The organism is Enterobacter quasiroggenkampii (assembly GCF_043972695.1).
Taxonomy (GTDB): domain Bacteria; phylum Pseudomonadota; class Gammaproteobacteria; order Enterobacterales; family Enterobacteriaceae; genus Enterobacter; species Enterobacter quasiroggenkampii.
The window spans coordinates 1,937,230-1,961,187 of record NZ_CP143745.1 but is presented as its reverse complement, the minus strand read 5'-3'; the positions used below and the strand labels follow the sequence as shown (position 1 = coordinate 1,961,187).

At 55.2% G+C, this 23,958-nt stretch carries 25 protein-coding genes and 5 tRNA genes; 10 read left to right on the top strand and 20 right to left on the bottom strand.

The genetic code is table 11. From position 1 onward, the window contains the following. Window positions 1-56: 56 nt before the first annotated feature. Window positions 57-1,052, bottom strand: coding sequence for a 6-phosphogluconolactonase (gene pgl / locus V1572_RS09370; RefSeq protein WP_045909472.1), 996 nt, complete (start codon window positions 1,050-1,052; stop codon window positions 57-59). Between the two features lie 140 nt (window positions 1,053-1,192). Here pgl and V1572_RS09365 point away from each other — a divergent pair, with 140 nt between their 5' ends. After that, entirely contained in the window at window positions 1,193-2,011 is an 819-nt protein-coding gene (locus V1572_RS09365) for a pyridoxal phosphatase (protein ID WP_047073877.1), read from the top strand. Here the strand turns inward: V1572_RS09365 and modC are convergent, their stop codons facing one another. The 4 genes from modC to V1572_RS09345 form a co-directional block, all read right to left on the bottom strand. Next, window positions 2,012-3,070 carry a molybdenum ABC transporter ATP-binding protein ModC gene (gene modC / locus V1572_RS09360; protein ID WP_196364856.1) on the bottom strand — a complete coding sequence of 353 codons (1,059 nt, stop codon included), beginning with the start codon at window positions 3,068-3,070 and terminating at the stop codon, window positions 2,012-2,014. Between the two features lie 2 nt (window positions 3,071-3,072). Further along, a complete protein-coding gene (gene modB / locus V1572_RS09355) occupies window positions 3,073-3,762 on the bottom strand; it encodes a molybdate ABC transporter permease subunit (protein WP_045909470.1) in 690 nt (229 codons plus the stop codon). Beyond that, window positions 3,762-4,535 (bottom strand): molybdate ABC transporter substrate-binding protein, encoded by a 774-nt coding sequence (gene modA, locus V1572_RS09350; protein WP_048026983.1) that lies wholly within the window; start codon window positions 4,533-4,535, stop codon window positions 3,762-3,764. The genes modB and modA overlap by 1 nt, the downstream gene beginning before the upstream one ends. Window positions 4,536-4,713: 178 nt before the next feature. Next, complete coding sequence (locus tag V1572_RS09345; protein ID WP_008501118.1) at window positions 4,714-4,863, bottom strand: AcrZ family multidrug efflux pump-associated protein; 150 nt, start codon at window positions 4,861-4,863, stop codon at window positions 4,714-4,716. 127 nt (window positions 4,864-4,990) lie between these two features. Here V1572_RS09345 and modE point away from each other — a divergent pair, with 127 nt between their 5' ends. From modE to gpmA, 7 genes are all read left to right on the top strand, one after another. Further along, window positions 4,991-5,779: a molybdenum-dependent transcriptional regulator gene (gene modE / locus V1572_RS09340; protein ID WP_223540161.1), complete on the top strand. Its 789-nt coding sequence runs from the start codon at window positions 4,991-4,993 to the stop codon at window positions 5,777-5,779. A 67-nt stretch (window positions 5,780-5,846) separates the two neighbouring features. Further along, entirely contained in the window at window positions 5,847-7,319 is a 1,473-nt protein-coding gene (gene modF, locus V1572_RS09335; protein ID WP_395299888.1) for a molybdate ABC transporter ATP-binding protein ModF, read from the top strand. 201 nt (window positions 7,320-7,520) lie between these two features. Further along, complete coding sequence (galE, locus tag V1572_RS09330) at window positions 7,521-8,537, top strand: UDP-glucose 4-epimerase GalE (RefSeq protein ID WP_395299887.1); 1,017 nt, start codon at window positions 7,521-7,523, stop codon at window positions 8,535-8,537. Window positions 8,538-8,546: 9 nt separating this feature from the next. Continuing rightward, a complete protein-coding gene (gene galT, locus V1572_RS09325) occupies window positions 8,547-9,593 on the top strand; it encodes a galactose-1-phosphate uridylyltransferase (RefSeq protein WP_063621182.1) in 1,047 nt (348 codons plus the stop codon). Window positions 9,594-9,595: 2 nt separating this feature from the next. Beyond that, window positions 9,596-10,744, top strand: a complete 1,149-nt coding sequence (gene galK / locus V1572_RS09320) for a galactokinase (RefSeq protein WP_063417487.1) — start codon at window positions 9,596-9,598, stop codon at window positions 10,742-10,744. Beyond that, complete coding sequence (galM, locus tag V1572_RS09315) at window positions 10,738-11,778, top strand: galactose-1-epimerase (protein ID WP_229225505.1); 1,041 nt, start codon at window positions 10,738-10,740, stop codon at window positions 11,776-11,778. Before galK ends, galM begins: the two co-directional genes overlap by 7 nt. A 206-nt stretch (window positions 11,779-11,984) precedes the next feature. Continuing rightward, window positions 11,985-12,737 carry a 2,3-diphosphoglycerate-dependent phosphoglycerate mutase gene (gene gpmA, locus V1572_RS09310; RefSeq protein ID WP_008501111.1) on the top strand — a complete coding sequence of 251 codons (753 nt, stop codon included), beginning with the start codon at window positions 11,985-11,987 and terminating at the stop codon, window positions 12,735-12,737. 61 nt (window positions 12,738-12,798) lie between these two features. On the opposite strand, the gene aroG is transcribed toward gpmA, so the two are convergent. Further along, a complete protein-coding gene (aroG, locus tag V1572_RS09305; RefSeq protein WP_008501110.1) occupies window positions 12,799-13,851 on the bottom strand; it encodes a 3-deoxy-7-phosphoheptulonate synthase AroG in 1,053 nt (350 codons plus the stop codon). 303 nt (window positions 13,852-14,154) lie between these two features. On the opposite strand from aroG, the gene V1572_RS09300 reads away from it, so the two are divergent. Both V1572_RS09300 and zitB read left to right on the top strand, forming a co-directional pair. Beyond that, window positions 14,155-14,535, top strand: a complete 381-nt coding sequence (locus V1572_RS09300) for a protein YbgS (protein ID WP_069719594.1) — start codon at window positions 14,155-14,157, stop codon at window positions 14,533-14,535. A 105-nt stretch (window positions 14,536-14,640) separates the two neighbouring features. Next, the gene (gene zitB / locus V1572_RS09295; protein ID WP_048026976.1) at window positions 14,641-15,579 is read left to right on the top strand and encodes a CDF family zinc transporter ZitB; all 939 of its coding nucleotides are present in this window, start codon (window positions 14,641-14,643) and stop codon (window positions 15,577-15,579) included. On the opposite strand, the gene pnuC is transcribed toward zitB, so the two are convergent. The 14 genes from pnuC to ybgC all read right to left on the bottom strand — a co-directional run bounded on the left by pnuC (window position 15,576) and on the right by ybgC (window position 23,904). Further along, window positions 15,576-16,295 (bottom strand): nicotinamide riboside transporter PnuC, encoded by a 720-nt coding sequence (pnuC, locus tag V1572_RS09290; protein ID WP_395299886.1) that lies wholly within the window; start codon window positions 16,293-16,295, stop codon window positions 15,576-15,578. The genes zitB and pnuC overlap by 4 nt on opposite strands. Before the next feature lie 22 nt (window positions 16,296-16,317). After that, window positions 16,318-17,361, bottom strand: coding sequence for a quinolinate synthase NadA (gene nadA / locus V1572_RS09285; RefSeq protein WP_104949096.1), 1,044 nt, complete (start codon window positions 17,359-17,361; stop codon window positions 16,318-16,320). A 191-nt stretch (window positions 17,362-17,552) separates the two neighbouring features. Next, a tRNA-Lys gene (locus V1572_RS09280) sits at window positions 17,553-17,628 on the bottom strand. Between the two features lie 24 nt (window positions 17,629-17,652). Then, window positions 17,653-17,728: transfer RNA gene (locus V1572_RS09275), tRNA-Lys, on the bottom strand. Window positions 17,729-17,774: 46 nt separating this feature from the next. Continuing rightward, window positions 17,775-17,850 (bottom strand) — tRNA-Lys (locus V1572_RS09270). Window positions 17,851-17,853: 3 nt separating this feature from the next. Further along, window positions 17,854-17,929 (bottom strand) — tRNA-Val (locus V1572_RS09265). Window positions 17,930-18,056: 127 nt separating this feature from the next. Further along, window positions 18,057-18,132 (bottom strand) — tRNA-Lys (locus tag V1572_RS09260). Between the two features lie 161 nt (window positions 18,133-18,293). Continuing rightward, window positions 18,294-19,088: a cell division protein CpoB gene (cpoB, locus tag V1572_RS09255; RefSeq protein ID WP_025912850.1), complete on the bottom strand. Its 795-nt coding sequence runs from the start codon at window positions 19,086-19,088 to the stop codon at window positions 18,294-18,296. A gap of 9 nt (window positions 19,089-19,097) precedes the next feature. Further along, a complete protein-coding gene (gene pal / locus V1572_RS09250; RefSeq protein ID WP_003858578.1) occupies window positions 19,098-19,619 on the bottom strand; it encodes a peptidoglycan-associated lipoprotein Pal in 522 nt (173 codons plus the stop codon). A gap of 35 nt (window positions 19,620-19,654) precedes the next feature. Continuing rightward, window positions 19,655-20,947 (bottom strand): Tol-Pal system beta propeller repeat protein TolB, encoded by a 1,293-nt coding sequence (gene tolB, locus V1572_RS09245; protein WP_008501103.1) that lies wholly within the window; start codon window positions 20,945-20,947, stop codon window positions 19,655-19,657. 134 nt (window positions 20,948-21,081) lie between these two features. Then, window positions 21,082-22,350, bottom strand: a complete 1,269-nt coding sequence (gene tolA / locus V1572_RS09240) for a cell envelope integrity protein TolA (protein ID WP_008501102.1) — start codon at window positions 22,348-22,350, stop codon at window positions 21,082-21,084. Between the two features lie 28 nt (window positions 22,351-22,378). After that, complete coding sequence (gene tolR / locus V1572_RS09235; protein ID WP_003858589.1) at window positions 22,379-22,807, bottom strand: colicin uptake protein TolR; 429 nt, start codon at window positions 22,805-22,807, stop codon at window positions 22,379-22,381. A 3-nt stretch (window positions 22,808-22,810) separates the two neighbouring features. Continuing rightward, a complete protein-coding gene (gene tolQ, locus V1572_RS09230) occupies window positions 22,811-23,503 on the bottom strand; it encodes a Tol-Pal system protein TolQ (RefSeq protein WP_008501101.1) in 693 nt (230 codons plus the stop codon). After that, window positions 23,500-23,904: a tol-pal system-associated acyl-CoA thioesterase gene (ybgC, locus tag V1572_RS09225; protein WP_003858593.1), complete on the bottom strand. Its 405-nt coding sequence runs from the start codon at window positions 23,902-23,904 to the stop codon at window positions 23,500-23,502. Before ybgC ends, tolQ begins: the two co-directional genes overlap by 4 nt. Between the last annotated feature and the right edge of the window lie 54 nt (window positions 23,905-23,958).

Here is a 23,958-nt window from a genome sequence, read left to right as displayed (position 1 = left end):
AGTGCCACCGGGCATAAAAAAACCTCGCATTCGCGAGGTTTTTTGTTTTAAGCCGCTTAGTGAGCGTTAACCACCACCCACATCGGCCCCTGGCCTACGGCGTAGCGCCCTTTCTCTTCCAGCAGACCCTGCTCGCCTTTAATTTCATACAGCGCGATATGGTGGGATTTCTGCCCCGCTGCAATCAGGTATTTGCCGCTGTGATCGATATTAAAGCCGCGCGGCTGAGTTTCCGTCGGCTGGAAGCCTTCAACCGCCAGCACGCTGCCGTCTTCGGAAACGCTAAACACGGTAATCAGGCTGGAGGTACGGTCACAGGCGTACAGATGACGGCCATCTGGCGTAATGTGGATATCTGCCGCCCAGCGGGTGTCGGAGAAATCAGACGGCATCATGTCCAGCGTCTGCACGCACTCAATCTGACCGTTTGGATCTTTCAGTTCCCATACGTCCACAGAACTGTTCAGTTCGTTGACCACGTAGGCGTACTGCTGGTTCGGATGGAAGACCATATGACGCGGACCTGCGCCTTCTACCGTCGTGACTTCAGCTGGATTCTGCGCCACCAGGTGACCATCGTCGCTCAGGGTGAACAGGCAGATACGATCCTGCTTCAGCGCAGGCACCCACAGCGTGCGGTTATCCGGAGAGATATTTGCCGAGTGGCAACCTTCAAGCCCTTCCACCACATCCACGGTTTCAACCGGAATGCCATCTTCAAGACGGGTTACGCTGACGCAACCCGCGTTATAAGAGCCACTGAAGACAAAGTTGCCTTTACGATCGGTTGAGATATGGGTTGGGCTGCCCGGCAACGGGGCTTCGGCAGTGTAAGTCAGCGCGCCGTCGTCCGGAGAGATGCGATAGGCCAGCACGCGGAACTCCGGGCGCACACCCACGTACAAGAAACGTTTATCCGGGCTGATAACCATCGGTTGCACCTGACCTGGCACATCAACAACCTGAACCAGCGTGAGTGTCCCTTCGGTATTTAAACGCCAGACGTGGATCTGCTGGCTTTCAGGACTGGCGGTATAAACGGTTTGTTTCATGAATATTCACTCCTCACTGCGCATGAAAGTAGTTAACTTTTGACGGTGAATGCTGAATTGTCGACAGGAGTTTTGAAGCGTTCGCCTCTCGGTGTACCATCCCATCAAAACGTAAATTCAATATTAACCCGGAAAAACAAATGACCTCGCGTGTGATTGCTCTGGATTTAGACGGTACCTTACTGACGCCGCAAAAAACCCTTCTCCCCTCTTCTCTGGAAGCGCTTAAACGCGCACAGGAAGCGGGATATCAACTCCTTATCGTAACGGGTCGACATCACGTTGCCATTCACCCTTTTTATCAGGCACTGGCGTTAGATACACCTGCAATTTGTTGTAATGGCACTTATTTGTATGATTATCAGGCAAAAAAGGTTTTAGCCTCCGACCCGCTGCCGGTACCCCAGGCGCTGCAACTGATTGATCTGCTGGATGAGCATGCCATTCACGGCCTGATGTACGTGGATAACGCGATGGTGTACGAGCGCCCAACCGGCCATGTGGTGCGCACCAGCAACTGGGCGTTGTCCCTGCCTGAAGCGCAGCGTCCGGTCTTTACTCAGGTATCTTCCCTGCGTCAGGCAGCCCAGGACGTTGAGGCTATCTGGAAATTTGCCCTGACGGATGAAGACACCACCAAACTGAATGCCTTCGCGAAACACGTGGAACAGACGCTGGGTCTGGAGTGCGAATGGTCCTGGCACGATCAGGTGGATATTGCCCGCAAAGGCAACAGCAAAGGCAAGCGTCTGACGCAGTATGTGGAATCGCAGGGCTGGTCAATGCAGGACGCGATCGCCTTCGGCGACAACTACAACGACATCAGCATGCTGGAAGCCGTCGGTACGGGCGTGGCGATGGGCAATGCCGACGACGCGGTAAAAGCGCGCGCTAACGTGGTGATTGGCGACAACACCACCGACAGCATCGCGCAGTACATTTATACCCACCTGCTGTAATCAGGCGGTGATCGAGACGCTCTTGATTTGCGCGTAGAGCCACAGGCCAGGTTTGATTCCTAACTCATCCCTGGCCCACGGGCTGATGCGTGCCCAGAGCGTTCTGCTTCCCACCTCGAGCTTCACTTCCACCTGGCCGTTATCATCAAAACACTCCGCGACTTTGGCGCGCAGGATATTTCGAATACTGGTTTGCAGCGGCGGCTGCAGCACCAGCGAAACGTCAGATGCCTGAATACGAATACGCAGCGCGGACTGCAACGGCTTGTCGATCTTATTGACCCACAGGTGCTGATCGCCCAGCGCCAGCGCCGTCATCGCGTAGTGCGGATGGTGTTCCAGCACGCTCACTTTCAGGATGCTGCTCTGCTGTTCCCGGGGTAACCACGGGTGCATTACGCTGCTGCCCCACACCTCTTCCAGGTTGCCGAAGGCCTTGACGCTGCCCTCTTCCAGCACCAGCACTTTGTCGGCCAGATGCAGGATCTCATCCAGCGAATGGCTGACGTAGAGCATTGGAATATTAATTTCCCGCGTCAGGCGCTGCAGGTAGGGCAGGAGCTCACGTTTGCGCGGAATATCCAGCGAGGCCAGCGGTTCGTCGAGCAGCAGCAGTTCGGGCGCGGTCAGCAACGCGCGGCCAATCGCCACGCGCTGTTTTTCTCCGCCGGAAAGCGAGGATGGCAGCCTGTCGAGCAGTGGCTCAATGCCTAAAAGCGTCACCAGCTTATCAAACTGCCCGGCCATGCTTTTCGCCATGCCGTAACGCAGGTTGCCGCGCACGCTGTAGTGTGGGAATAAGCGCGCGTCCTGAAAAACATAGCCGATGCGGCGTTTATCCGGCGACAGATACACCTTATTTTCCACGTCATTCAGAACGCGGTTATTCAATACAATCCGTCCTGTCTGCGGGCGCGTCAGGCCGCTGATGGCATTTATTAGCGACGTTTTTCCCGCCCCCGACACGCCGAAAATGGCGGTGATACCGCTTGCAGGCAGCGTCTCGTTAAGCGTCAGGGTATGGTTTCCCAGCGTCTGAGTGAAATTCAGTTCCAGCATGCTTATTTCCCCATCCGCTCACGGCTGAGCCGCGCCAGCCATTCCGACACCAGCAGCGATACCAGGGCTAATACGATTGAGATGATACACAGCCGCGCCGCCGCGCCCTCTCCGCCCGGCGTTTGAATCAGAGTATACATGGCCGATGGAATGGTTCGCGTCTCGCCGGGAATGTTCGAGACAAAGGTGATCGTCGCGCCAAACTCGCCCAGCGAGCGGGCGAAGGCCAGTACCGTCCCGACAATAATGCCGGGTAACGTCAGGGGAAGCGTGATGGTGAAAAAGACGCGCCAGCGCCCGGCACCCAGCGTACGCGCCGCCTGTTCGAGCTTCATGTCCACGCCTTCCAGCGCGAGGCGGATCGCCCTCACCATCAGCGGGAATGACATTACCGCTGCCGCCAGTACCGCACCGCGCCAGCTAAAAGCGAACGTCAGCCCAAACCAGTCGTAGAGCTTCTCGCCGATAAAACCGCGCCGCCCCATCGAAACCAGCAGCAGATAACCGACCACCACGGGCGGCAACACGAGCGGAAGATGAAGCACGCTGTCGAGCAGCGCTTTACCGGGAAACTGACAGCGAACCAGTAACCAGGCAAAGAAGATCCCAAAGGGCAAACTCAGCGCAACCGCCAGGGAAGAGACTTTAAGGCTCAGCAGAACAGCCTGCCATTCAGGATCGGTCAATATCATCAGTGAGTCGTAAATCCGTAACGTTTAAAGATTGCGGACGCTTCCGGCCCCTTCAGATAATCGCGGAAAGCCGTCACGGTCGCATTTTTATGTCCATCAACAATCGCAACAGGATATTCCACTTTCTTGTGGGAGTCTTCCGGGAACGTTGCCACCACTTTCACACCCTTACTGGCGACGGCATCGGAGCCATACACAATGCCCAGCGGGGCTTCGTTGCGTTCCACCAGCGCCAGCGCGCCGCGGACATCTTCCGCCGGAGCCAGCTTCGGCGACAATGTCTCCCACGCGCCCAGCTTTTGCAGCGCTTCTTTGGCGTAGATCCCGGCCGGAACGTGCTCCGGATCGCCCACCGCCAGACGCCCGCCGTTCAGCAGACTTATCCAGTGGGTCTCTTTGTTGATGGTGAAGTCAGCCTGAGCGCTGGCTTTTGGCGCCACGACAACCAGGCTATTCCCCAGCAGCGTTTCGCGGGTTGCCGCATCAATCGCTTTCTTCTCCACCGCGTAATCCATCCACTTCTGGTCAGCCGAGATGAACAGATCCGCCGGTGCGCCCGCTTCTATCTGGCGCGCCAGCGTCGAGGAAGAGGCAAACGAGGAGACCACCTCGACGTTTTTCTCTTTTTTATACGCCGCCGCGATATCCTGCAGCGCGTTGGTCAGCGACGCCGCCGCAAAGACCGTGATTTTACCGTCGTCCGCCAGCGCGTGGCCGGTAAGTGAAAGCGTCAGCGTTGCCCCTGCGAAAAGGCGTACCCAGGTACGTGCCATTTTTAACTCCTGTGAGTAGCGTTATATACCCATTAATATAACGGTAACATCAGGGAGATCCCAGCGTTAAATCGTACCGCTGAAGAGGTAAACCGGTGTGATACGTTAAATATTATCGGCGAAAACGGGAAAATCTTGAGAGCAAAACGCCCGGGCAAGCCGGGCGTTTTGGGGGGAATCAATGCTGCTTTTTAGCCTGGTCTCTGTGACCAATGTTCGAAAAGACGTTGAACACTTCACCCAGGCCGTAGATGGCACCGAGGATGATGGCCATCACTACTGGTACCATGATCACGGCGAATACCAGACTTTTCAACAACTCTAACATGGTTTTCTCCAGATATTGTGAATAGCGTATTCTACCCTTTCAACTGAGAAAAACATCCCCTTTTGTGCGGTACCCTTTGCGCCCTGCACCATTTGGGTCACAATACCCTTTTTGCCAGGACACTGTTATGCAGGCCGAAATTCTTCTCACACTCCGACTTCAGCAAAAGCTTTTCGCCGATCCGCGACGTATCGCCCTGCTTAAACAAATAGAACAAACGGGCTCGATTAGCCAGGGGGCGAAAAACGCGGGCATCAGCTACAAAAGTGCCTGGGACGCCATCAACGACATGAACACCCTGAGCGAACAGCCGCTGGTGGACAGAGCCACGGGCGGCAAAGGCGGCGGCGGTGCAATCGTGACGCGTTATGGCCAGCGTCTTATTCAGCTTTACGATCTGCTGGCCCAGATTCAGCAAAAGGCGTTCGATGTGTTAAGCGATGACGATCACGTTCCGCTGGACAGTCTGCTGGCCGCCATTTCCCGTTTCTCGCTACAAACCAGCGCCCGCAACCAGTGGTTTGGTACGGTGACGGCGCGCGACAATCTGCAGATACAGCAGCATATTGAGATCCTGCTTGCCGATGGCACCACCCGTCTGAAGGCCGCCATAACGGCGCAAAGCGCGGAACGTCTTGAACTGGATGAAGGGAAAGAGGTGCTGGTGTTGCTGAAGGCGCCGTGGGTCACTATCACGCGCGATCCCGATGCGGCAAAGGCAGCAGATAACCAGCTGCAGGGCACAATCAGCCACATCGAACGCGGCCAGGCGCAGTGCGAAGTGCTGATGACCCTGGCAGATGGGCAGCCGCTTTGCGCGACCCTACCGCTCAGCGAGTCGGACGACTTAGAAGAAGGTGCTATCGTCACCGCGTATTTCAACGCGGACCGGGTGATTATCGCCACTTTGTGCTGAGCGCATTGACAATCGTACCGACAGTGCGTATCCCTGATATCTATTGCTGCAAAAACAGGGATAAATCATGTCATCATTGCATATTTCGCAAGGCACGTTTCGTCTTAGCGATACCCGAACGCTGAGGATTGCTGATTTGACACTACGCGCGGGTGAAAGCTGGGCGTTTGTCGGCACCAACGGCAGCGGTAAATCTGCGCTGGCCCGTGGGCTGGCGGGAGAGCTCAACCTCCTCAAGGGCGAATACCAGAGCGACTTTACGCGCCTGACGCGCCTGTCGTTTGAACAACTGCAAAAGCTGGTCAGCGACGAGTGGCAGCGCAACAACACCGATTTGCTCAGCCCTGGTGAAGACGATACCGGCCGTACGACCGCAGAAATTATACAGGATGAGGTGAAAGACCCCGCCCGCTGTGAGCACCTGGCAGAACAGTTCGGTATCTCCCCTCTGCTGGACCGGCGCTTTAAATACCTTTCGACCGGCGAGACGCGAAAAACGCTGCTTTGTCAGGCGCTGATGAGCCAACCTGAACTGCTTATTCTGGACGAACCGTTTGACGGTCTTGACGTGCAGTCCCGGGCGCAGCTGGCGTCTCTGCTGGCGTCGCTTAATCAGCAGGGATATACCCTCGTGCTGGTGCTTAACCGTTTTGATGAAATTCCGGACTTTATCCAGCACGCGGGCGTCCTGGCCGACTGTAACCTGACCGAGACCGGCGAAAAAACCGCGCTGCTTAAGCAGGCGCTGATTGCCCAGCTCGCCCACAGCGAACAGCTCGACGGTATTACCCTTCCGGAACCCGACGCCCCTTCGGCCCGCCATGCGCTTGACCCCCACCAGCCGCGCATCGTGCTGCGTGACGGGGTGGTTGCTTATGACGATCGCCCGATCCTTAACCGCCTCAGCTGGACGGTCAATCCGGGGGAGCACTGGCAGATTGTCGGCCCCAACGGCGCGGGGAAATCCACGCTGCTGAACCTGATCACCGGCGATCACCCGCAGGGCTATAGCAACGATCTGACGCTGTTCGGTCGGCGTCGCGGCAGCGGCGAAACCATCTGGGATATTAAAAAACATATCGGCTATGTCAGCAGCAGCCTGCATCTGGATTATCGGGTCAGTACCACGGTACGCAACGTGATCCTCTCCGGGTATTTTGACTCGATCGGCATTTATCAGGCGGTGTCGGACAAACAGCACAAGCTGGCCCAGCAGTGGCTGGATATCCTGGGCATGGACAACCGGGTCGCTGACGCGCCGTTTCATAGCCTGTCGTGGGGGCAACAGCGTCTGGCACTGATCGTTCGCGCGCTGGTGAAACACCCTACGCTGCTGATCCTCGACGAACCGCTGCAGGGACTCGACCCGTTGAACCGACAGCTTATCCGCCGCTTTGTGGACGTGCTGATTAGCGAAGGTGAAACGCAGCTGCTGTTTGTTTCACATCATGCCGAAGATGCCCCCTCCTGCATCACGCATCGCCTGGAGTTTGTTCCGGATGGCGAGCACTATCGTTATCTGCAAAGCAAAATCGATTGACCCCCGGAGGGCACCGCCCTCCGTTTTTCAGATAACCTGCACTAATACATTGCTATCCCGTTGATCTACAATGCCTCATGGCAGCTGAAAATCGGATTTTAAAAACAGTGTAAACGATTCCACTATTTTATCCCATGTCACACTTTTTGCGTCTCTGTTATGCTATGGTTATTACATACAATAAGCCCAATGGAGCGAAATATGCGAGTTCTGGTAACAGGTGGTAGCGGTTACATCGGTAGTCATACCTGCGTGCAGCTGCTGCAAAACGGCCATGACGTCATCATTCTCGACAACCTGTGCAACAGTAAGCGCAGCGTGCTGCCTGTGATTGAACGTCTTGGCGGTAAACAACCGACTTTCGTGGAAGGCGACATCCGCAACGAAGCGTTGATGACCGAGCTCCTTCACGACCACGCTATTGAAGCGGTGATCCACTTCGCGGGTCTGAAAGCCGTCGGGGAGTCCGTTGCAAAACCGCTCGAGTATTACGACAACAACGTCAACGGTACCCTGCGTCTCATCTCCGCCATGCGTGCGGCCAACGTCAAAAACTTCATCTTTAGCTCTTCCGCCACCGTCTACGGCGATCAGCCAAAAATTCCTTACGTTGAAAGCTTCCCGACCGGGACGCCGCAGAGCCCGTACGGCAAAAGCAAGCTGATGGTGGAGCAGATCCTGACCGACCTGCAAAAAGCCCAGCCGGAGTGGAGCATCGCGCTGCTGCGCTACTTCAATCCAGTCGGTGCCCATCCGTCAGGCGATATGGGTGAAGATCCGCAGGGCATTCCGAACAACCTGATGCCGTATATCGCGCAGGTTGCCGTCGGTCGTCGCGATTCGCTGGCGATTTTTGGCAATGATTACCCCACCGAAGATGGCACTGGCGTGCGCGACTATATCCATGTGATGGATCTGGCAGACGGCCACGTTGCCGCCATGCAGCAGCTGGCGGATAAACCTGGCGTGCATATTTACAACCTCGGCGCCGGGGTCGGCAGCAGCGTGCTGGACGTGGTCAATGCTTTCAGCAAAGCCTGCGGCAAGCCGGTGAACTACCACTTCGCACCGCGTCGTGAGGGCGATCTGCCTGCTTACTGGGCCGACGCCACCAAAGCCGACAAAGAGCTTAACTGGCGTGTTACGCGCACGCTTGATGAAATGGCACAGGATACCTGGCACTGGCAGTCACGCCACCCGCAAGGCTATCCGGACTAAGGATCCGTCATGACGCAATTTAATCCCGTCGATCATCCGCATCGTCGCTTTAACCCGTTAAGCGGGCAATGGATTTTAGTTTCTCCGCATCGCGCCAAGCGCCCCTGGCAGGGGGCGCAGGAGACGCCTGCAAAACAGACCCTGCCGCAGCACGACCCGGACTGCTTCCTCTGTCCGGGCAATACGCGCGTGACCGGGGATAAAAACCCGGACTACAAAGGCACCTTCGTGTTTACCAACGATTTTGCCGCCCTGATGACCGACACGCCGGACGCGCCGGAAAGCCACGATCCGCTGATGCGCTGTGAAAGCGCGCGCGGTACCAGCCGCGTGATCTGCTTCTCTCCCGATCACAGCAAAACGCTGCCGGAGCTGAGCGTTGAGGCACTGAAAGAGGTGGTCAGCACCTGGCAGGCGCAAACTGCCGAGCTGGGTCAAACTTACCCATGGGTGCAGGTGTTTGAAAATAAAGGTGCGGCAATGGGCTGCTCCAACCCGCATCCGCATGGCCAGGTCTGGGCGAACAGCTTCCTGCCTAACGAAGCCGAGCGTGAAGACCGTCTGCAAAAAGCGTATTACGCGGAAAACGGCTCGCCGATGCTGGTGGATTACGCGCAGCGTGAGCAGGCAGACGGCAGCCGTACCGTGGTGGAAACCGAACACTGGCTGGCCGTCGTCCCTTACTGGGCCGCCTGGCCGTTTGAGACGCTGCTGCTGCCGAAAGCACACGTGCTGCGCATCACCGAACTCAGCGACGCGCAGCGCGACGACCTTGCCCTGGCGCTGAAAAAACTGACCAGCCGTTATGACAACCTGTTCCAGTGCTCCTTCCCGTACTCCATGGGCTGGCACGGCGCACCGTTTAACGGGGACGAGAATCCGCACTGGCAGCTGCATGCCCATTTCTATCCGCCGCTGCTGCGCTCTGCGACGGTACGTAAATTTATGGTGGGCTACGAAATGCTGGCGGAAACCCAGCGTGATCTGACGGCGGAACAGGCGGCAGAACGTCTGCGTGCCGTTAGCGACGTCCACTATCGCGAATCAGGAGTTTAAAAATGAGTCTGAAAGATAAAACACAATCCCTGTTTGCTGAGAAATTTGGCTACCCTGCCACCCACGTAATTCAGGCGCCTGGCCGCGTTAACCTGATCGGTGAACACACCGACTACAACGACGGTTTTGTGCTGCCGTGCGCCATCGATTACCAGACGGTCATCAGCTGCGCGAAGCGCGACGACCGCCAGGTTCGCGTGATTGCGGCGGATTACGGTAATGAGACGGACGCGTTTTCCCTCGATGCCCCGATTGTGACGCACGACAGCCAGCAGTGGTCTAACTACGTGCGCGGTGTGGTGAAGCATCTGCAGAAGCGTAATAAAAACTTCGGCGGCGCCGATTTGGTTATCAGCGGCAACGTGCCGCAGGGGGCGGGCTTAAGCTCCTCTGCGTCTCTGGAGGTCGCCGTGGGCACCGTGTTCCAGCAGCTCTATCATTTACCGCTGGATGGCGCACAAATCGCCCTGAATGGTCAGGAAGCGGAAAACCAGTTCGTGGGCTGCAACTGCGGCATCATGGACCAGCTGATCTCCGCGCTGGGCAAAAAAGAACACGCGCTGCTGATCGACTGCCGCTCGCTTGGCACCAAAGCCGTTCCTCTGCCAAAAGGCGCGGCTGTCGTGATCATCAACAGCAACTTTAAGCGCACGCTGGTGGGCAGCGAGTACAACACCCGCCGCGAGCAGTGCGAAACCGGCGCCCGCTTCTTCCAGCAGCCCGCCCTGCGCGACGTGACGCTCAATGAATTTAACAAAGTGGCGCACGAGCTGGATCCGATTGTCGCCAAACGCGTTCGTCACGTGCTGACGGAAAATGCCCGTACCGTTGAAGCCGCCTCCGCGCTGGCGAAAGGTGACCTGAAACGCATGGGTGAGCTGATGGCAGAATCGCACGCCTCTATGCGCGATGATTTCGAGATCACCGTTCCGCAAATCGACACCCTGGTGGAGATCGTCAAAGCGGTCATTGGCGACAAAGGCGGTGTACGCATGACAGGCGGCGGTTTTGGCGGCTGCATCGTTGCGCTGGTCCCGGAAGAGCTGGTCCCTGCCGTACAGGACGCCGTGGCGAAGCAGTACGAAGCGAAAACAGGTATCAAAGAAACCTTCTATGTTTGCAAAGCATCACAAGGAGCCGGACAGTGCTAAACGAAACACCTACCCTCGCACCGGATGGTCTGCCGTATCGCCTGTTAACCCTGCGCAACCGCGCGGGGATGGTGGTTACGCTTATGGACTGGGGTGCAACCCTGCTTTCAGCCCGCGTACCGATGCCGGACGGCAGCGTGCGCGAAACCCTGCTCGGCTGCGCATCGCCCGAGCAGTATGTTAATCAGTCCGCCTATCTGGGCGCATCCGTAGGACGCTATGCTAACCGCATCGCGAAGAGCCGCTTTGAGCTCGACGGCGTACAGTACACCCTGCTTCCAAGCCAGGGTGAAAACCAGCTTCACGGCGGCCCGCAAGGCTTTGATAAACGCCGCTGGAAGATTGTTCGTCAAAACGACGGCGAAGTGCTGTTCTCGCTGGATTCTCAGGACGGCGATCAGGGCTTCCCGGGTAACCTTATCGCCTCCGCGCGCTTTACATTGACCGACGACAACCGTATCGCCATTGAATACCGTGCGACGGTCGACAAGCCGTGTCCGGTCAACCTGACCAATCACGCGTACTTTAATCTGGACGGCAACCAGTGCGACGTGCGTGAGCACAAGCTGCAGATCCTGGCGGATGCGTATCTGCCGGTTGACGAAATGGGCATTCCGTATCAGGGGCTCAAAGACGTGAGCGGGACCAGCTTTGATTTCCGCCGCGCGAAAACGATCGCCCAGGATTTCCTGAGCGATGACGATCAGCGCAAGGTGAAAGGTTACGACCACGCGTTCCTGCTGCAGGCCAAAGGTGATGTGAAACAACCTGCCGCACAGGTCTGGTCTGCGGATGAGAAGCTGCAGATGACGGTTTATACCACTGCCCCTGCCCTGCAGTTCTACTCAGGTAACTATCTCGGCGGCACAACGGCGCGCGAACACGAAGAGTACAGCGACTGGCAAGGCCTGGCGCTGGAGAGCGAGTTCCTGCCGGACAGCCCGAATCATCCGGAATGGCCGCAGCCGGACTGCGTGCTGCGCCCGGGTGAAGAGTACGTTAGCGTGACGGAATATCATTTTATTCCACATTAATCTTCAGCCCTCCCTCTGGAGGGCTTTTTTCTGCGCGCCTTGCTGAAAATAGCGCCGATCGCAGACAAAATCATAACCCTGGATTCACAAGCATCTTACACTCAGAGACTATTTTCGCTATGGTTAGGGTTAAGCGTTGCTGCTGGCACGGCCACGGCAATATAATGAGAATTGTTATCATTCTAAAAATGCTTGAGGAGTAAGAGATGGCTATTACTAAGCTGGTTCTGGTGCGTCACGGCGAAAGCCAGTGGAACAACGAAAACCGCTTTACCGGTTGGTACGACGTTGATCTGTCTGAGAAAGGCGTAAGCGAAGCAAAAGCAGCAGGTAAACTGCTGAAGGAAGAAGGCTTCAGCTTTGATTTTGCTTACACCTCTGTGCTGAAACGTGCCATCCACACCCTGTGGAACGTGCTGGACGAACTGGACCAGGCCTGGCTGCCGGTTGAGAAATCCTGGAAACTGAACGAGCGTCACTACGGTGCGCTGCAGGGCCTGAACAAAGCGGAAACCGCTGAGAAATACGGTGACGAGCAGGTTAAACAGTGGCGTCGCGGCTTCGCGGTCACCCCACCAGAGCTGACCAAAGATGACGAGCGCTACCCGGGCCACGACCCGCGTTACGCGAAACTGACCGACGCTGAGCTGCCAACCACCGAGAGCCTGGCGCTGACCATCGACCGCGTTGTGCCTTACTGGAACGAAACCATTCTGCCACGTCTGAAAAGCGGCGAGCGCGTGATTATCGCGGCTCACGGTAACTCCCTGCGTGCGCTGGTGAAATACCTGGACAACATGGGTGAAGACGAAATTCTCGAACTGAACATCCCAACTGGCGTACCGCTGGTGTATGAGTTCGACGAAAACTTCAAGCCAATCAAACACTACTACCTGGGTAACGCGGACGAAATCGCAGCGAAAGCGGCGGCCGTTGCGAACCAGGGTAAAGCGAAGTAATTTTCGCTGACCATAAAAAAAGCGCGGAACCGTCCGCGCTTTTTTATTTGAGCCGTCAGAATTAACCGCGACGCGCTTTCACTGCGTTAGCCAGCTGGCGCAGGATGGCGTCGGTATCGTCCCAGCCGATGCAGGCATCGGTCACGCTCTTGCCATACACCAGCGGCTCGCTGCCTTCCAGGTTCTGGTTACCTTCAACCAGATGGCTTTCGATCATCACCCCAATCACCGCCTTCTCACCGCCGGCAATCTGCTGACAGACGTCTGCGCCCACTTCCATCTGCTTTTTAAACTGCTTGCTGGAGTTGGCGTGGCTGAAATCGATCATCACCTGCGGTGGCAGCCCGGCTTTTTCCAGCCCGACTTTGACTTCGGCCACATGTTTTGCGCTGTAGTTAGGCTCTTTGCCGCCGCGCAGAATGATATGGCAGTCACCGTTACCGCTGGTGTTAACGATGGCAGAGTGACCCCATTTGGTCACGGACAGGAAGCAGTGCGGTGCGCCCGCTGCGTTGATGGCGTCGATAGCCACCTTAATGGTGCCGTCAGTGCCATTTTTGAAGCCCACCGGACAAGAGAGACCGGACGCCAGCTCGCGGTGAACCTGAGATTCAGTAGTGCGGGCACCAATTGCCCCCCAGCTCATCAGGTCTGCCAGGTACTGCGGCGTAATCATGTCCAGGAATTCACCGGCCGCAGGCAGGCCGCTGTCGTTGATCTCCAGCAGCAGCTTGCGCGCAATGCGCAGACCGTCGTTGATCTGGAAGCTGTTATCCATGTGCGGATCGTTAATCAGCCCTTTCCAGCCCACGGTGGTGCGCGGTTTTTCAAAGTAGACACGCATGACGATTTCCAGCTCGTCCTTCAGCTCTTCACGCAGGGTGAGCAGACGGGCTGCGTATTCTTTCGCGGCAGCAGGATCGTGAATCGAGCACGGGCCAATCACCACCAGAAGACGATCGTCATTACCTTTCAGGATCTTATGGATCGCTTTACGAGCATGAGAAACCGTGTTTGCGGCATTTTCAGTGGCGGGGAATTTCTCAAGGAGTGCTACAGGAGGTAATAACTCATTGATCTCTTTAATGCGTAAATCGTCGTTCTGATAATTCATTTTCGTTCCAGCTCTGCCATATCTTTAGTAATGAAAGCAATCCTTTCAATCTATCTTGTCGACCAGGAAGTGTAAACACGGTTTTACACTTCACGCAGATAATTCCTGGAATTCGCCTAAAAATCGCCACAAAATAGCGAAAAATGAGATCTAACCTAAGCTTTTTAACTGTAACAACCAATTTTAAACGCTTAAACGCGATTCCCTACTGACGTAAGTCCGTAAAGCGGAATCTTTCGCCTCAAAAAAGATGCACTGTTGGAGAATGTTATCCAGCGTAACGACAAGAACAGGAGCACCATGATGAAAATGACAAAACTGGCAACCCTCTTCCTGACCGCCACCCTTACCCTGGCCAGCGGCAGCGTCCTGGCCGCCGAAACGGGCACCTCAGAGAGCAACGGTGACGCGAATGCGGCTGCGGCGGCAGGTCAGCCTGCACCTGATGCAAAACAGAATATTGCCCCGAATAACGTCGACAACGGCCAGATCAATACCGGCAATACCAACACTGGCGGCACCATGCTGCATCCAGACGGTAGCGGTTCCGGCACCATGAACCATGACAATATGAGTTCAGACGAGGTCCACAAGAACTCCATGTGTAAGGACGGCAAATGCCCGGACCCTAACGACAAAGTGGGTAACGACGCCAATACCAAAACGGATGGTACCACACAGTAATTTGTATGCACCGTCAGAAAAAGGAGAGCCCAGGCTCTCCTTTCTTTTTGGAGTAACCTATTAAAAACGCTACACTAAAAACAATAACACTTCAGGAAAGCAGACATGGCGCACTCCCATTCCCACTCGCATGCACCCGGCAACGACAACGCTAAACGACTGATGCTGGCCTTTGGCGTCACGGCAACGTTTATGATTATCGAGGTCATTGGCGGCCTGGTTTCCGGCTCTCTGGCGCTTTTGGCCGATGCCGGACATATGCTGACCGATGCCGCCGCCCTGCTCTTCGCCCTGCTGGCCGTGCAGTTTGCGCGCCGCCCACCGAATGCGCGCCACACCTTCGGCTGGCTGAGGCTGACCACCCTGGCCGCGTTTGTTAACGCCATTGCGCTGGTGGTCATTACCGTGCTTATCGTCTGGGAGGCCATACAGCGCTTTCGGCATCCACAGCCGATCGCCGGGGCGACAATGATGGTCATTGCCGTGGCAGGGTTACTGGCGAATATTCTGGCCTTCTGGATCCTGCACCGCGGGAGCGGGGAAAAGAACCTCAACGTGCGCGCGGCGGCACTGCATGTGCTGGGGGATTTGCTCGGTTCCGTCGGGGCGATTGTCGCCGCGCTGGTGATCCTCTATACCGGCTGGACGCCTGTCGATCCGATTCTGTCCGTACTGGTGTCGTGTCTGGTCTTGCGCAGCGCCTGGCGGCTGCTGAAGGAGAGCGTGAACGAACTGCTTGAAGGGGCGCCAGCATCCATGGACATCGACGAGCTGAAGCGTAACCTGCGCCGTACTGTCCCGGAAGTCCGTAATGTCCATCACGTGCACGTCTGGCTGGTGGGAGAGAAACCGGTCATGACGCTGCATGTCCAGGTGATCCCACCTCACGACCACGATGCGCTGCTCGATCGCATTCAGCACTTCCTGGAGCACCACTACGACATTAGCCACGCTACCGTTCAGATGGAGTATCAGCCCTGTAGCGGACCGGACTGCCACCTTAACGAGGCGCAGTCCGGTCATTCACATCATCATGACCACTAGCTGGAAAGCGCGCGAGAGCCTCGCTCACGCGCGCTGTTAATCCACATTCGGCTGCCGTTCAGCGCGATGAAGGTCAGCAGCAGATATTCCAGCGACATGGCATAGACGCCCTGCAGGGCGAAGATCGCCACGCTGATCACGTTGATGATGACCCACAGCAGCCAGTTCTCAACGTATTTACGGGTCATCAGAATCATTGCCGCAATCGACAGCACCATCATGCAGGAATCCCAGAACGGGAAAGCATCCGGCTGGAGTTCTGGCATCGTTACGTTCAGGCCGATGCCGGACATGACCGAAACAGCAATGCGGGTCAGGAAGGCAAACACCGGGTTGATGTAAACGGTCATTAAGCCAATGGCCACCACGCAGGCGACGAACCAGGCGATGGCTTTCGGCAGGGGCAGCCAGCGGATCTGCAACTCGGCCTCCTGCTGGCTGTTCTGACGCGACCAGGCATACCAGCCGTAAATATTGGCGGCAAAGAAGAACAGCTGCAAAAGCAGGCTGGCGTACAGCTGGATCTGGAAAAAGATAATCGCAAACAGCGTGACGTTAATCAGCCCGAACGCGTAGTTACTGATCTTCTCCAGGCTTGCCAGCCAGATACACAATAAGCCCGCCAGCGTACCAACGGCCTCAATCCATGACAGGTCATAGCCACCTGCACCAATCGGTATATGAACCAGAATGTTATGTGTGCTAAAAAAATCCATCTTTTCCCCGGGGCGAGTTGAATTAAGTACGTAGTGTAGCCGCAAAATCCAGCATGCGGTTAAGCGGAATTAACGCGCCTTCACGCAGGGCGGCATCCACATGGATTTCATGCGCCGCACCACCGGTTTCTAACCCTTCGGCAATCGCTTTTAGGCCGTTCATCGCCATCCAGGGACAATGCGCGCAGCTGCGACACGTTGCGCCCTCGCCCGCCGTTGGCGCTTCAAGCAGCTCTTTCTCCGGCACGGCCTGCTGCATCTTATAGAAGATACCGCGATCGGTCGCGACAATGAGCTGCTTGTGAGGCAACGTCCTGGCCGCGTTGATAAGCTGGCTGGTTGAGCCCACGGCATCCGCCATGTCGACAATTGACTGCGGTGACTCGGGGTGAACAAGAATGGCGGCGTCAGGATAAAGCGCCTTCATGCGCGCCAGCGCCTGAGTTTTGAATTCATCATGCACAATGCAGGCACCCTGCCAGCAAAGAACGTCAGCCCCCGTCTGCTTCTGAACATAATTGCCGAGATGACGATCAGGCGCCCAGATAATTTTTTCCCCCAGGCTGTCCAGATGTTCAATCAGCTCAACGGCGATGCTCGACGTAACCACCCAGTCAGCCCGCGCTTTTACCGCCGCAGAGGTGTTAGCGTAGACCACCACGGTCCGGTCAGGGTGAGCGTCACAGAAGGCCGTGAATTCGTCAATCGGACAGCCGAGATCCAGGGAACACTCCGCGTTAAGCGTGGGCATCAGAATGGTTTTTTCCGGGCTCAGAATCTTTGCCGTCTCGCCCATAAAACGCACGCCGGCAACCAGCAGCGTGGAAGCGGGATGTCGTGCACCGAAGCGCGCCATCTCCAGTGAGTCAGAAATGCAGCCGCCGGTCTCTTCCGCCAGTTGCTGGATCTCCGGGTCGGTGTAGTAATGGGCCACCATTACCGCATCGCGCGCTTTAAGAAGACGTTTGATCTTCTCGCGGTAGAATTGCTTTTCGTCCTGGCTCAGCGGGACAGGCTTTGGCGGAAACGGATAGATTGCGGCTTCAGGATCAAACATCACACTCATTATGGCTTCTCGTTTTACGGGCTTAACAATATTGCCTTTCATTTGCCTGACATAGCAAAACGCGTGGCAATTGTGTTTTGTATACTAAACAAGATAGCGAATCTGGCGTGAAAAGTCACCGGGAATAGATGGGCGGAGCATTAGTTGTACCGCAGATAGCAAAAAGGCGCCTTTAGGGCGCCTTTCTACACTGGTGGGTCGTGCAGGATTCGAACCTGCGACCAATTGATTAAAAGTCAACTGCTCTACCAACTGAGCTAACGACCCCTTGCGGGATTTTTTTCTTCGAAGTGGTGGGTCGTGCAGGATTCGAACCTGCGACCAATTGATTAAAAGTCAACTGCTCTACCAACTGAGCTAACGACCCATTCGGGTGCTGACTTCGAAGATTTTTACTCGGTACCACTTTAAAGTGGTGGGTCGTGCAGGATTCGAACCTGCGACCAATTGATTAAAAGTCAACTGCTCTACCAACTGAGCTAACGACCCGAGTGGTGGGTGATGACGGGCTCGAACCGCCGACCCCCTCCGTGTAAAGGAGATGCTCTACCAACTGAGCTAATCACCCACTCTGTACTGCCGGAACTGCGTTAAGTGGTGGGTCGTGCAGGATGACTCGGCTTCGCCTCGCCCTACGGGCCGTTGCTGACGCAACGTTATCCTTCACGTTTTACTACTACTTCCACCTGACTTAGTGGTGGGTCGTGCAGGATTCGAACCTGCGACCAATTGATTAAAAGTCAACTGCTCTACCAACTGAGCTAACGACCCACTTTTATGCTGCTTTCACGTTGTTTGATATCCCGTGGCAACGGCGGCATATATTACTGATTTAAGAATTCTGCGCAACAAAAATTTCGATGAAGATCACTTAACTGCTTAGTAATCATGCTGCACGACCAGAAATAACGCGATTTCTGGTCATGCGATAATCATCCCATCGAATTCAGACGTTTTTGCGCCTGCTTAGCACCTTCGGTACCCGGGAATTTTGCGACCACCTGCTGATAAACCGCTTTGGCTTTCGCCGTGTCGCCTTTGTCCTGCATGATCACGCCAACCTTATACATCGCATCGGGCGCTTTCGGCGATTTTGGGTAATTTTTCACCACTGAGGCAAAATAAAACGCCGCATCGTCCTTTTTACCCTTGTTGTAATTCAACTGACCGAGCCAGTAATTGGCATTTGGCTGATAAGTGGAATCCGGGTATTTCTTAACAAAGCTCTGAAACGCAGCAATCGCGTCATCCTGACGAGATTGATCCTGTACCAGGGCAATGGCCGCATTGTAGTCCGTATTCGCGTCACCGCTCTGTACAGGCGCGCCTGTTGAGGCTGACGTATCAGCAGATGGCGCTGGCGTAGACGTCGCCGCACCGCTCTGATCGCCTGCGGCTGGCTGTGCTGCTGCACCACCACTGCTCAGGCTATCGATCTGCAACAAGATTTGCTTCTGACGTTCCACAACCTGGTTAAGCTGATACTGGCTTTCCTGAATCTGACCGCGGAGAGAGTCAATATCATTCTGGTTATCGGAAAGTTGTTGCTGGAGTTGGGTTAAAAGCTGGCTGTGAGCGTTAGAAATACGCTCGAGTTGAGTGACCCGGTCTTCTACCGAGCCTGAGCCGACACTACTGATTGGTGCCTGAGCAAAAGCGGCCCAGGGGGCCGCTATTCCAACCAGTAACGACAGACTCAACAGATGATGTCTGAAGTTACTGCTCATGCAATTCTCTTAGTAAACCAGTACGGCACGACGGTTTTTGGAGTAAGCCGCTTCGTCGTGACCCAGTACTGCAGGTTTTTCTTTACCGTAAGAAACGATGGAGATCTGGTCAGCAGAAACACCTTTACCCTGCAGGTACATTTTAACAGCGTTAGCACGACGTTCACCCAGGGAGATGTTGTACTCTGGAGTACCACGTTCGTCCGCGTGACCTTCTACGGTGACTTTGTAAGATGGGTTGCTACGCAGGAAGTTAGCGTGCGCATCCAGCATCGCAGCGAAGTCAGAACGGATGTCGTATTTATCCAGATCGAAGTAAACGATGTTGTTCTGCTGCAGCTGCTGCATCTGAAGACGCGCCTGCTCTTCAGAAGACATGTTGCCATTGCCGTTCGCGTCCATACCGGTGCCGGCACCCATCATGCCTTCGCCGCTCTGGTCATTGCTGGCGTTCTTGTTAGAAGAACACGCTGCGATTGCCATTACAGGCAGAGCGATCATCAGCCCCTTCAGCACTTTGTTCAGTTGCATTTCTATGATTCCTTTAGTAATCAATTAATTATTATTTACAGATACGGCGACCAGGCAGGTGATTTTACCTGTCCATCAGTAGCCGGAATACGCGCTTTGAAACGCCCATCTGTAGAAACCAGATTCAGCACAGATCCCATCCCCTGAGAAGAGCTGTAGATTACCATCGTGCCGTTAGGTGCCAGACTTGGCGTTTCATCCAGGAACGTTGACGACAGAACTTGAACGCCACCCGCTACCAGATCTTGTTTGGCAATGTGCTGCTGCCCACCGTTAGAGCTGACCATTACCATAAATTTACCGTCGCTGCTCACGTCTGAGTTCTGGTTCTGTGAACCTTCCCAGGTAATACGCTGCGGAGCACCGCCGTTGATGTTGACTTTATAGATTTGTGGACGGCCGGCCTGGTCAGAAGTAAACGCCAGGTTTTGACTGTCCGGGAACCATGAAGGTTCGGTGTTGTTGCTGCGACCGTCGGTCACCTGACGGATCTGGCCAGAGCCAATGTCCATCACGTACAGGTTCAGGCTACCGGTTTTAGACAACGCAAACGCCAGTTTAGAGCCATCTGGAGAGAACGAAGGCGCACCGTTGTGACGTGGGAAAGACGCCACCTGACGAACCGCACCGTTTGCCAGCGTCTGGATAACCAGCGCAGAACGGCCGCTTTCGAAGGTGACATACGCCAGCTTAGAACCGTCCGGAGACCAGGCTGGAGACATCAGTGGCTGCGAAGAGCGTTTCACCAGGAACTGGTTGTAGCCATCGTAATCAGATACGCGCAGCTCATACGGGAATTGACCACCGTTGGTCTGCACCACGTACGCGATACGGGTACGGAACGCACCTTTAATGCCGGTCAGTTTTTCAAATACCGCATCGCTGGCAGCGTGTGCCGCGTAGCGCAGGTACTGCTTAGTGACCTTGTAAGAGTTCTGGGCCAGAACGGTACCTGGTGCACCGCCGGTATCCACCAGCTGCCAGGCCACGTTGTATGAACCGTCTGGATTAGGGGTAACCTGACCCACAACCACGGCATCAATACCCAGTGCAGACCATGCTGCAGGCTGAACTTCCTGCGCGCTACCCGGCTGCTGAGGCAGACGAGAACGATCTAACGGGTTGAATTTACCGCTGTTACGCAGGTCAGCCGCCACGATGCCACCGGCATCTTCAGGTGCAGCGCCAGGACCGGCCCACTGGAACGGAACAACACCGATTGGGCGTGCCGAGTCCACCCCCTGGGTGATCTCGATACGTACTTCTGCGTGCAGTACTGCTGCCCACAGCATTAAAAAACTAAATGCTACACGTAATGCCTGCTTCATCATATCTCCCTTATCCGGGTAACCTTACCCACGATAATTTAGCAGAATGTTAACAAACTCAAATAGACAAAACTACCCGAACCCTGTGACTAAACCTGGTCTATTTTTCCCCGTTTGCACGGGGAAAATGTAACTTAAGGTTTGAAGTCCAGCGGCGCATTTTTGAAGACTTCGTAGACTGCCTGCGAAGGCGGTTTAGGCATCTTCGCCTGACGCGCTGCAGCCAGGGCCGCAGTACATAAAGCCGGGTCGCCACCTTCAGACTTAATATCCAGCAGCATGCCATCCGGAGCCAGTTTTATACGTAACGTACACGTTTTACCGGTATAGGAAGACGCATCATAGAATCGGCTTTCAATAGCGGATTTAATCTGCGCGGCATAACCGTTGATTTCAGCCCCTGTCGCACCGTTACTCTTAGTGTTACCACTTCCGGTCGGCGCTGCGTTGTTTCCTTTCGCCCCACCGCCCGTTTTCGGCGCATTCTTACCGGAGCTTAAATCGCCCAGCAGATCGTCAACCCCTGCGGCAGCAGCGGCTTTTTCAGCGGCGGCAGCCTTTTTAGCAGCCGCTTTTTCAGCTGCTGCTTTCTTATCGGCAGCGGCCTTCTCAGCTGCAGCTTTTTTGTCAGCAGCGGCTTTTTCGGCGGCTGCCGCTTTTTCTGCCGCGGCTTTTTCTGCTGCAGCTTTCTCGGCAGCAGCCGCTTTCTTCGCGGCCTCGGCAGCAGCTTTCTTCTCTGCTTCCTGAGCGGCCTTCTTCGCGGCTTCCGCTTCTGCTTTCTTCTGAGCATCAGCTGCGGCTTTCTTTGCGGCTTCGGCTTCCGCTTTCTTCTGAGCATCAGCGGCGGCTTTCTTCGCGGCTTCGGCTTCCGCTTTCTTCTGGGCATCAGCAGCCGCTTTCTTCGCCGCTTCTGCCGCTAATTTCGCCTGGGCATCAGCCTGTGCTTTCGCGTCCGCTGCGGCTTTTGCTGCCGCCTCTTCCGCCTGCTTTTGCTGTTCCTGTGCTTTTTTCGCGGCCTCTTCGGCTTGTTTCTGCTGTTCTGCCTGCGCTTTCGCGGCTTCCTGCGCCTGCAAACGTTCTTTCTCAAGCTGCTTCAGACGCTCCTGCTCTGCGGCCTGCTTTTCACGCAGTTCTTCCGCTTGCTGTTGCGCCTGTTTTTCACGCTGCTCTTCAGCCCGTTTTGCACTCGCCTTCTGCTGTTGTTGGCGATTATAGTTCTGTACTACCGCACCGGGATCCACCATCACGGCGTCAATGGAAGACCCTCCACCGCCGCCGGCTGATGCATCAATATGCTCGTCGAACGAACTCCAGATCAGCGCTGCAAAAAGAATAACGTGCAGCACTGCGGAGACGATTATCGCTCGCTTAAGCTTGTCGTTCTGTTCGGTTGCCTTTGACACTATCGGTTCCCAAAAACTACGCGGATGATCAAATAGGTTGGGTCATTAAGCCAACTGACTTAACACCCGCACTATGTAGCAAGTTCAGCGCTTTAATAATTTCATCGTAGGGTACGTCTTTCGCGCCACCGATTAAGAAGACCGTTTTCGGATTTGACTCCAGGCGACGCTGCGCTTCGGCAATAACCTGCTCAGGTGGCAGCTGATCCATACGATCCTTCTCTACCACGACGCTGTATTGCCCTACGCCGGAAACTTCAATGATAACCGGAGGATCGTCATTGGTGCTCACCGCCTGTGATTCTGTCGCATCCGGCAGATCCACTTCCACGCTCTGGGTAATGATTGGCGCTGTTGCCATGAAGATCAGCAGCAGTACCAGCAGGACGTCCAGCAGTGGAACGATATTGATTTCGGACTTGAGCTCGCGACGACCTCGTCCACGCGATCTGGCCATGGTTTACCCCTTGTTGCTCTCGGTGCTGGTAAACGCCTGACGGTGCAGAATCGCAGTGAACTCTTCCATAAAGTTGTCGTAGTTCAGTTCCAGTTTGTTCACGCGCTGGTTCAGACGGTTATAGGCCATAACTGCCGGAATTGCCGCAAACAGACCGATAGCGGTCGCAATCAGTGCTTCAGCGATACCCGGTGCAACCATCTGCAACGTCGCCTGCTTCACCGCGCCCAGCGCGATAAAGGCGTGCATGATCCCCCACACGGTACCAAACAGACCAATATACGGGCTGATGGAACCGACAGTACCGAGGAAAGGAATATGCGTTTCAAGGTTTTCCAGCTCACGGTTCATGGAAATGCGCATCGCGCGCGAGGCACCTTCCACCACCGCTTCCGGCGCATGATTGTTTGCACGATGCAGACGGGCGAACTCTTTGAAACCGCTATAGAAAATTTGCTCGGAGCCGGTCAGGTTTTCACGGCGTCCCTGGCTCTCCTGGTACAGACGAGAAAGCTCAATGCCCGACCAGAACTTATCTTCAAACGCTTCAGCTTCACGGCCGGCGGCATTGAGGATACGCGTTCTCTGGATGATGATGGCCCAGGATGCGATTGAAAAACCAATCAAAATCAACATGATAAGTTTAACCAGAAGGCTTGCCTTCAGGAACAAATCAAGGATATTCATGTCAGTCACTGCTTAAACTCCGCGACAATAGACTTAGGAAGCGCACGAGGCTTCATTATGGTTGGATCAACACAAACAATCAGTACTTCAGCTGAGTTCAGTACGGTGTTCTCTGCGTTGACTATCCGCTGCGTGAAAACCAGTGAGGTCCCGCGCATTGATGTAATTTCAGTTTGGACTTCGAGCATATCGTCGAGTCTGGCAGGCGCAAAATACTCAAGCGTCATCTTGCGTACCACAAAGGCAACTCGCTCAGCCAACAGCACCTGTTGACTAAAGTGATGATGGCGCAGCATCTCTGTGCGTGCCCGTTCATAAAAAGCAACGTAGCTGGCGTGGTAAACCACACCACCGGCATCGGTATCTTCGTAATAGACACGAACCGGCCATCGAAACAGCGTTGTATTCACTTTACATCCCAGTAATGCAACAAAAGTTAGAGCTTTTAAACTTCGCTACTATAC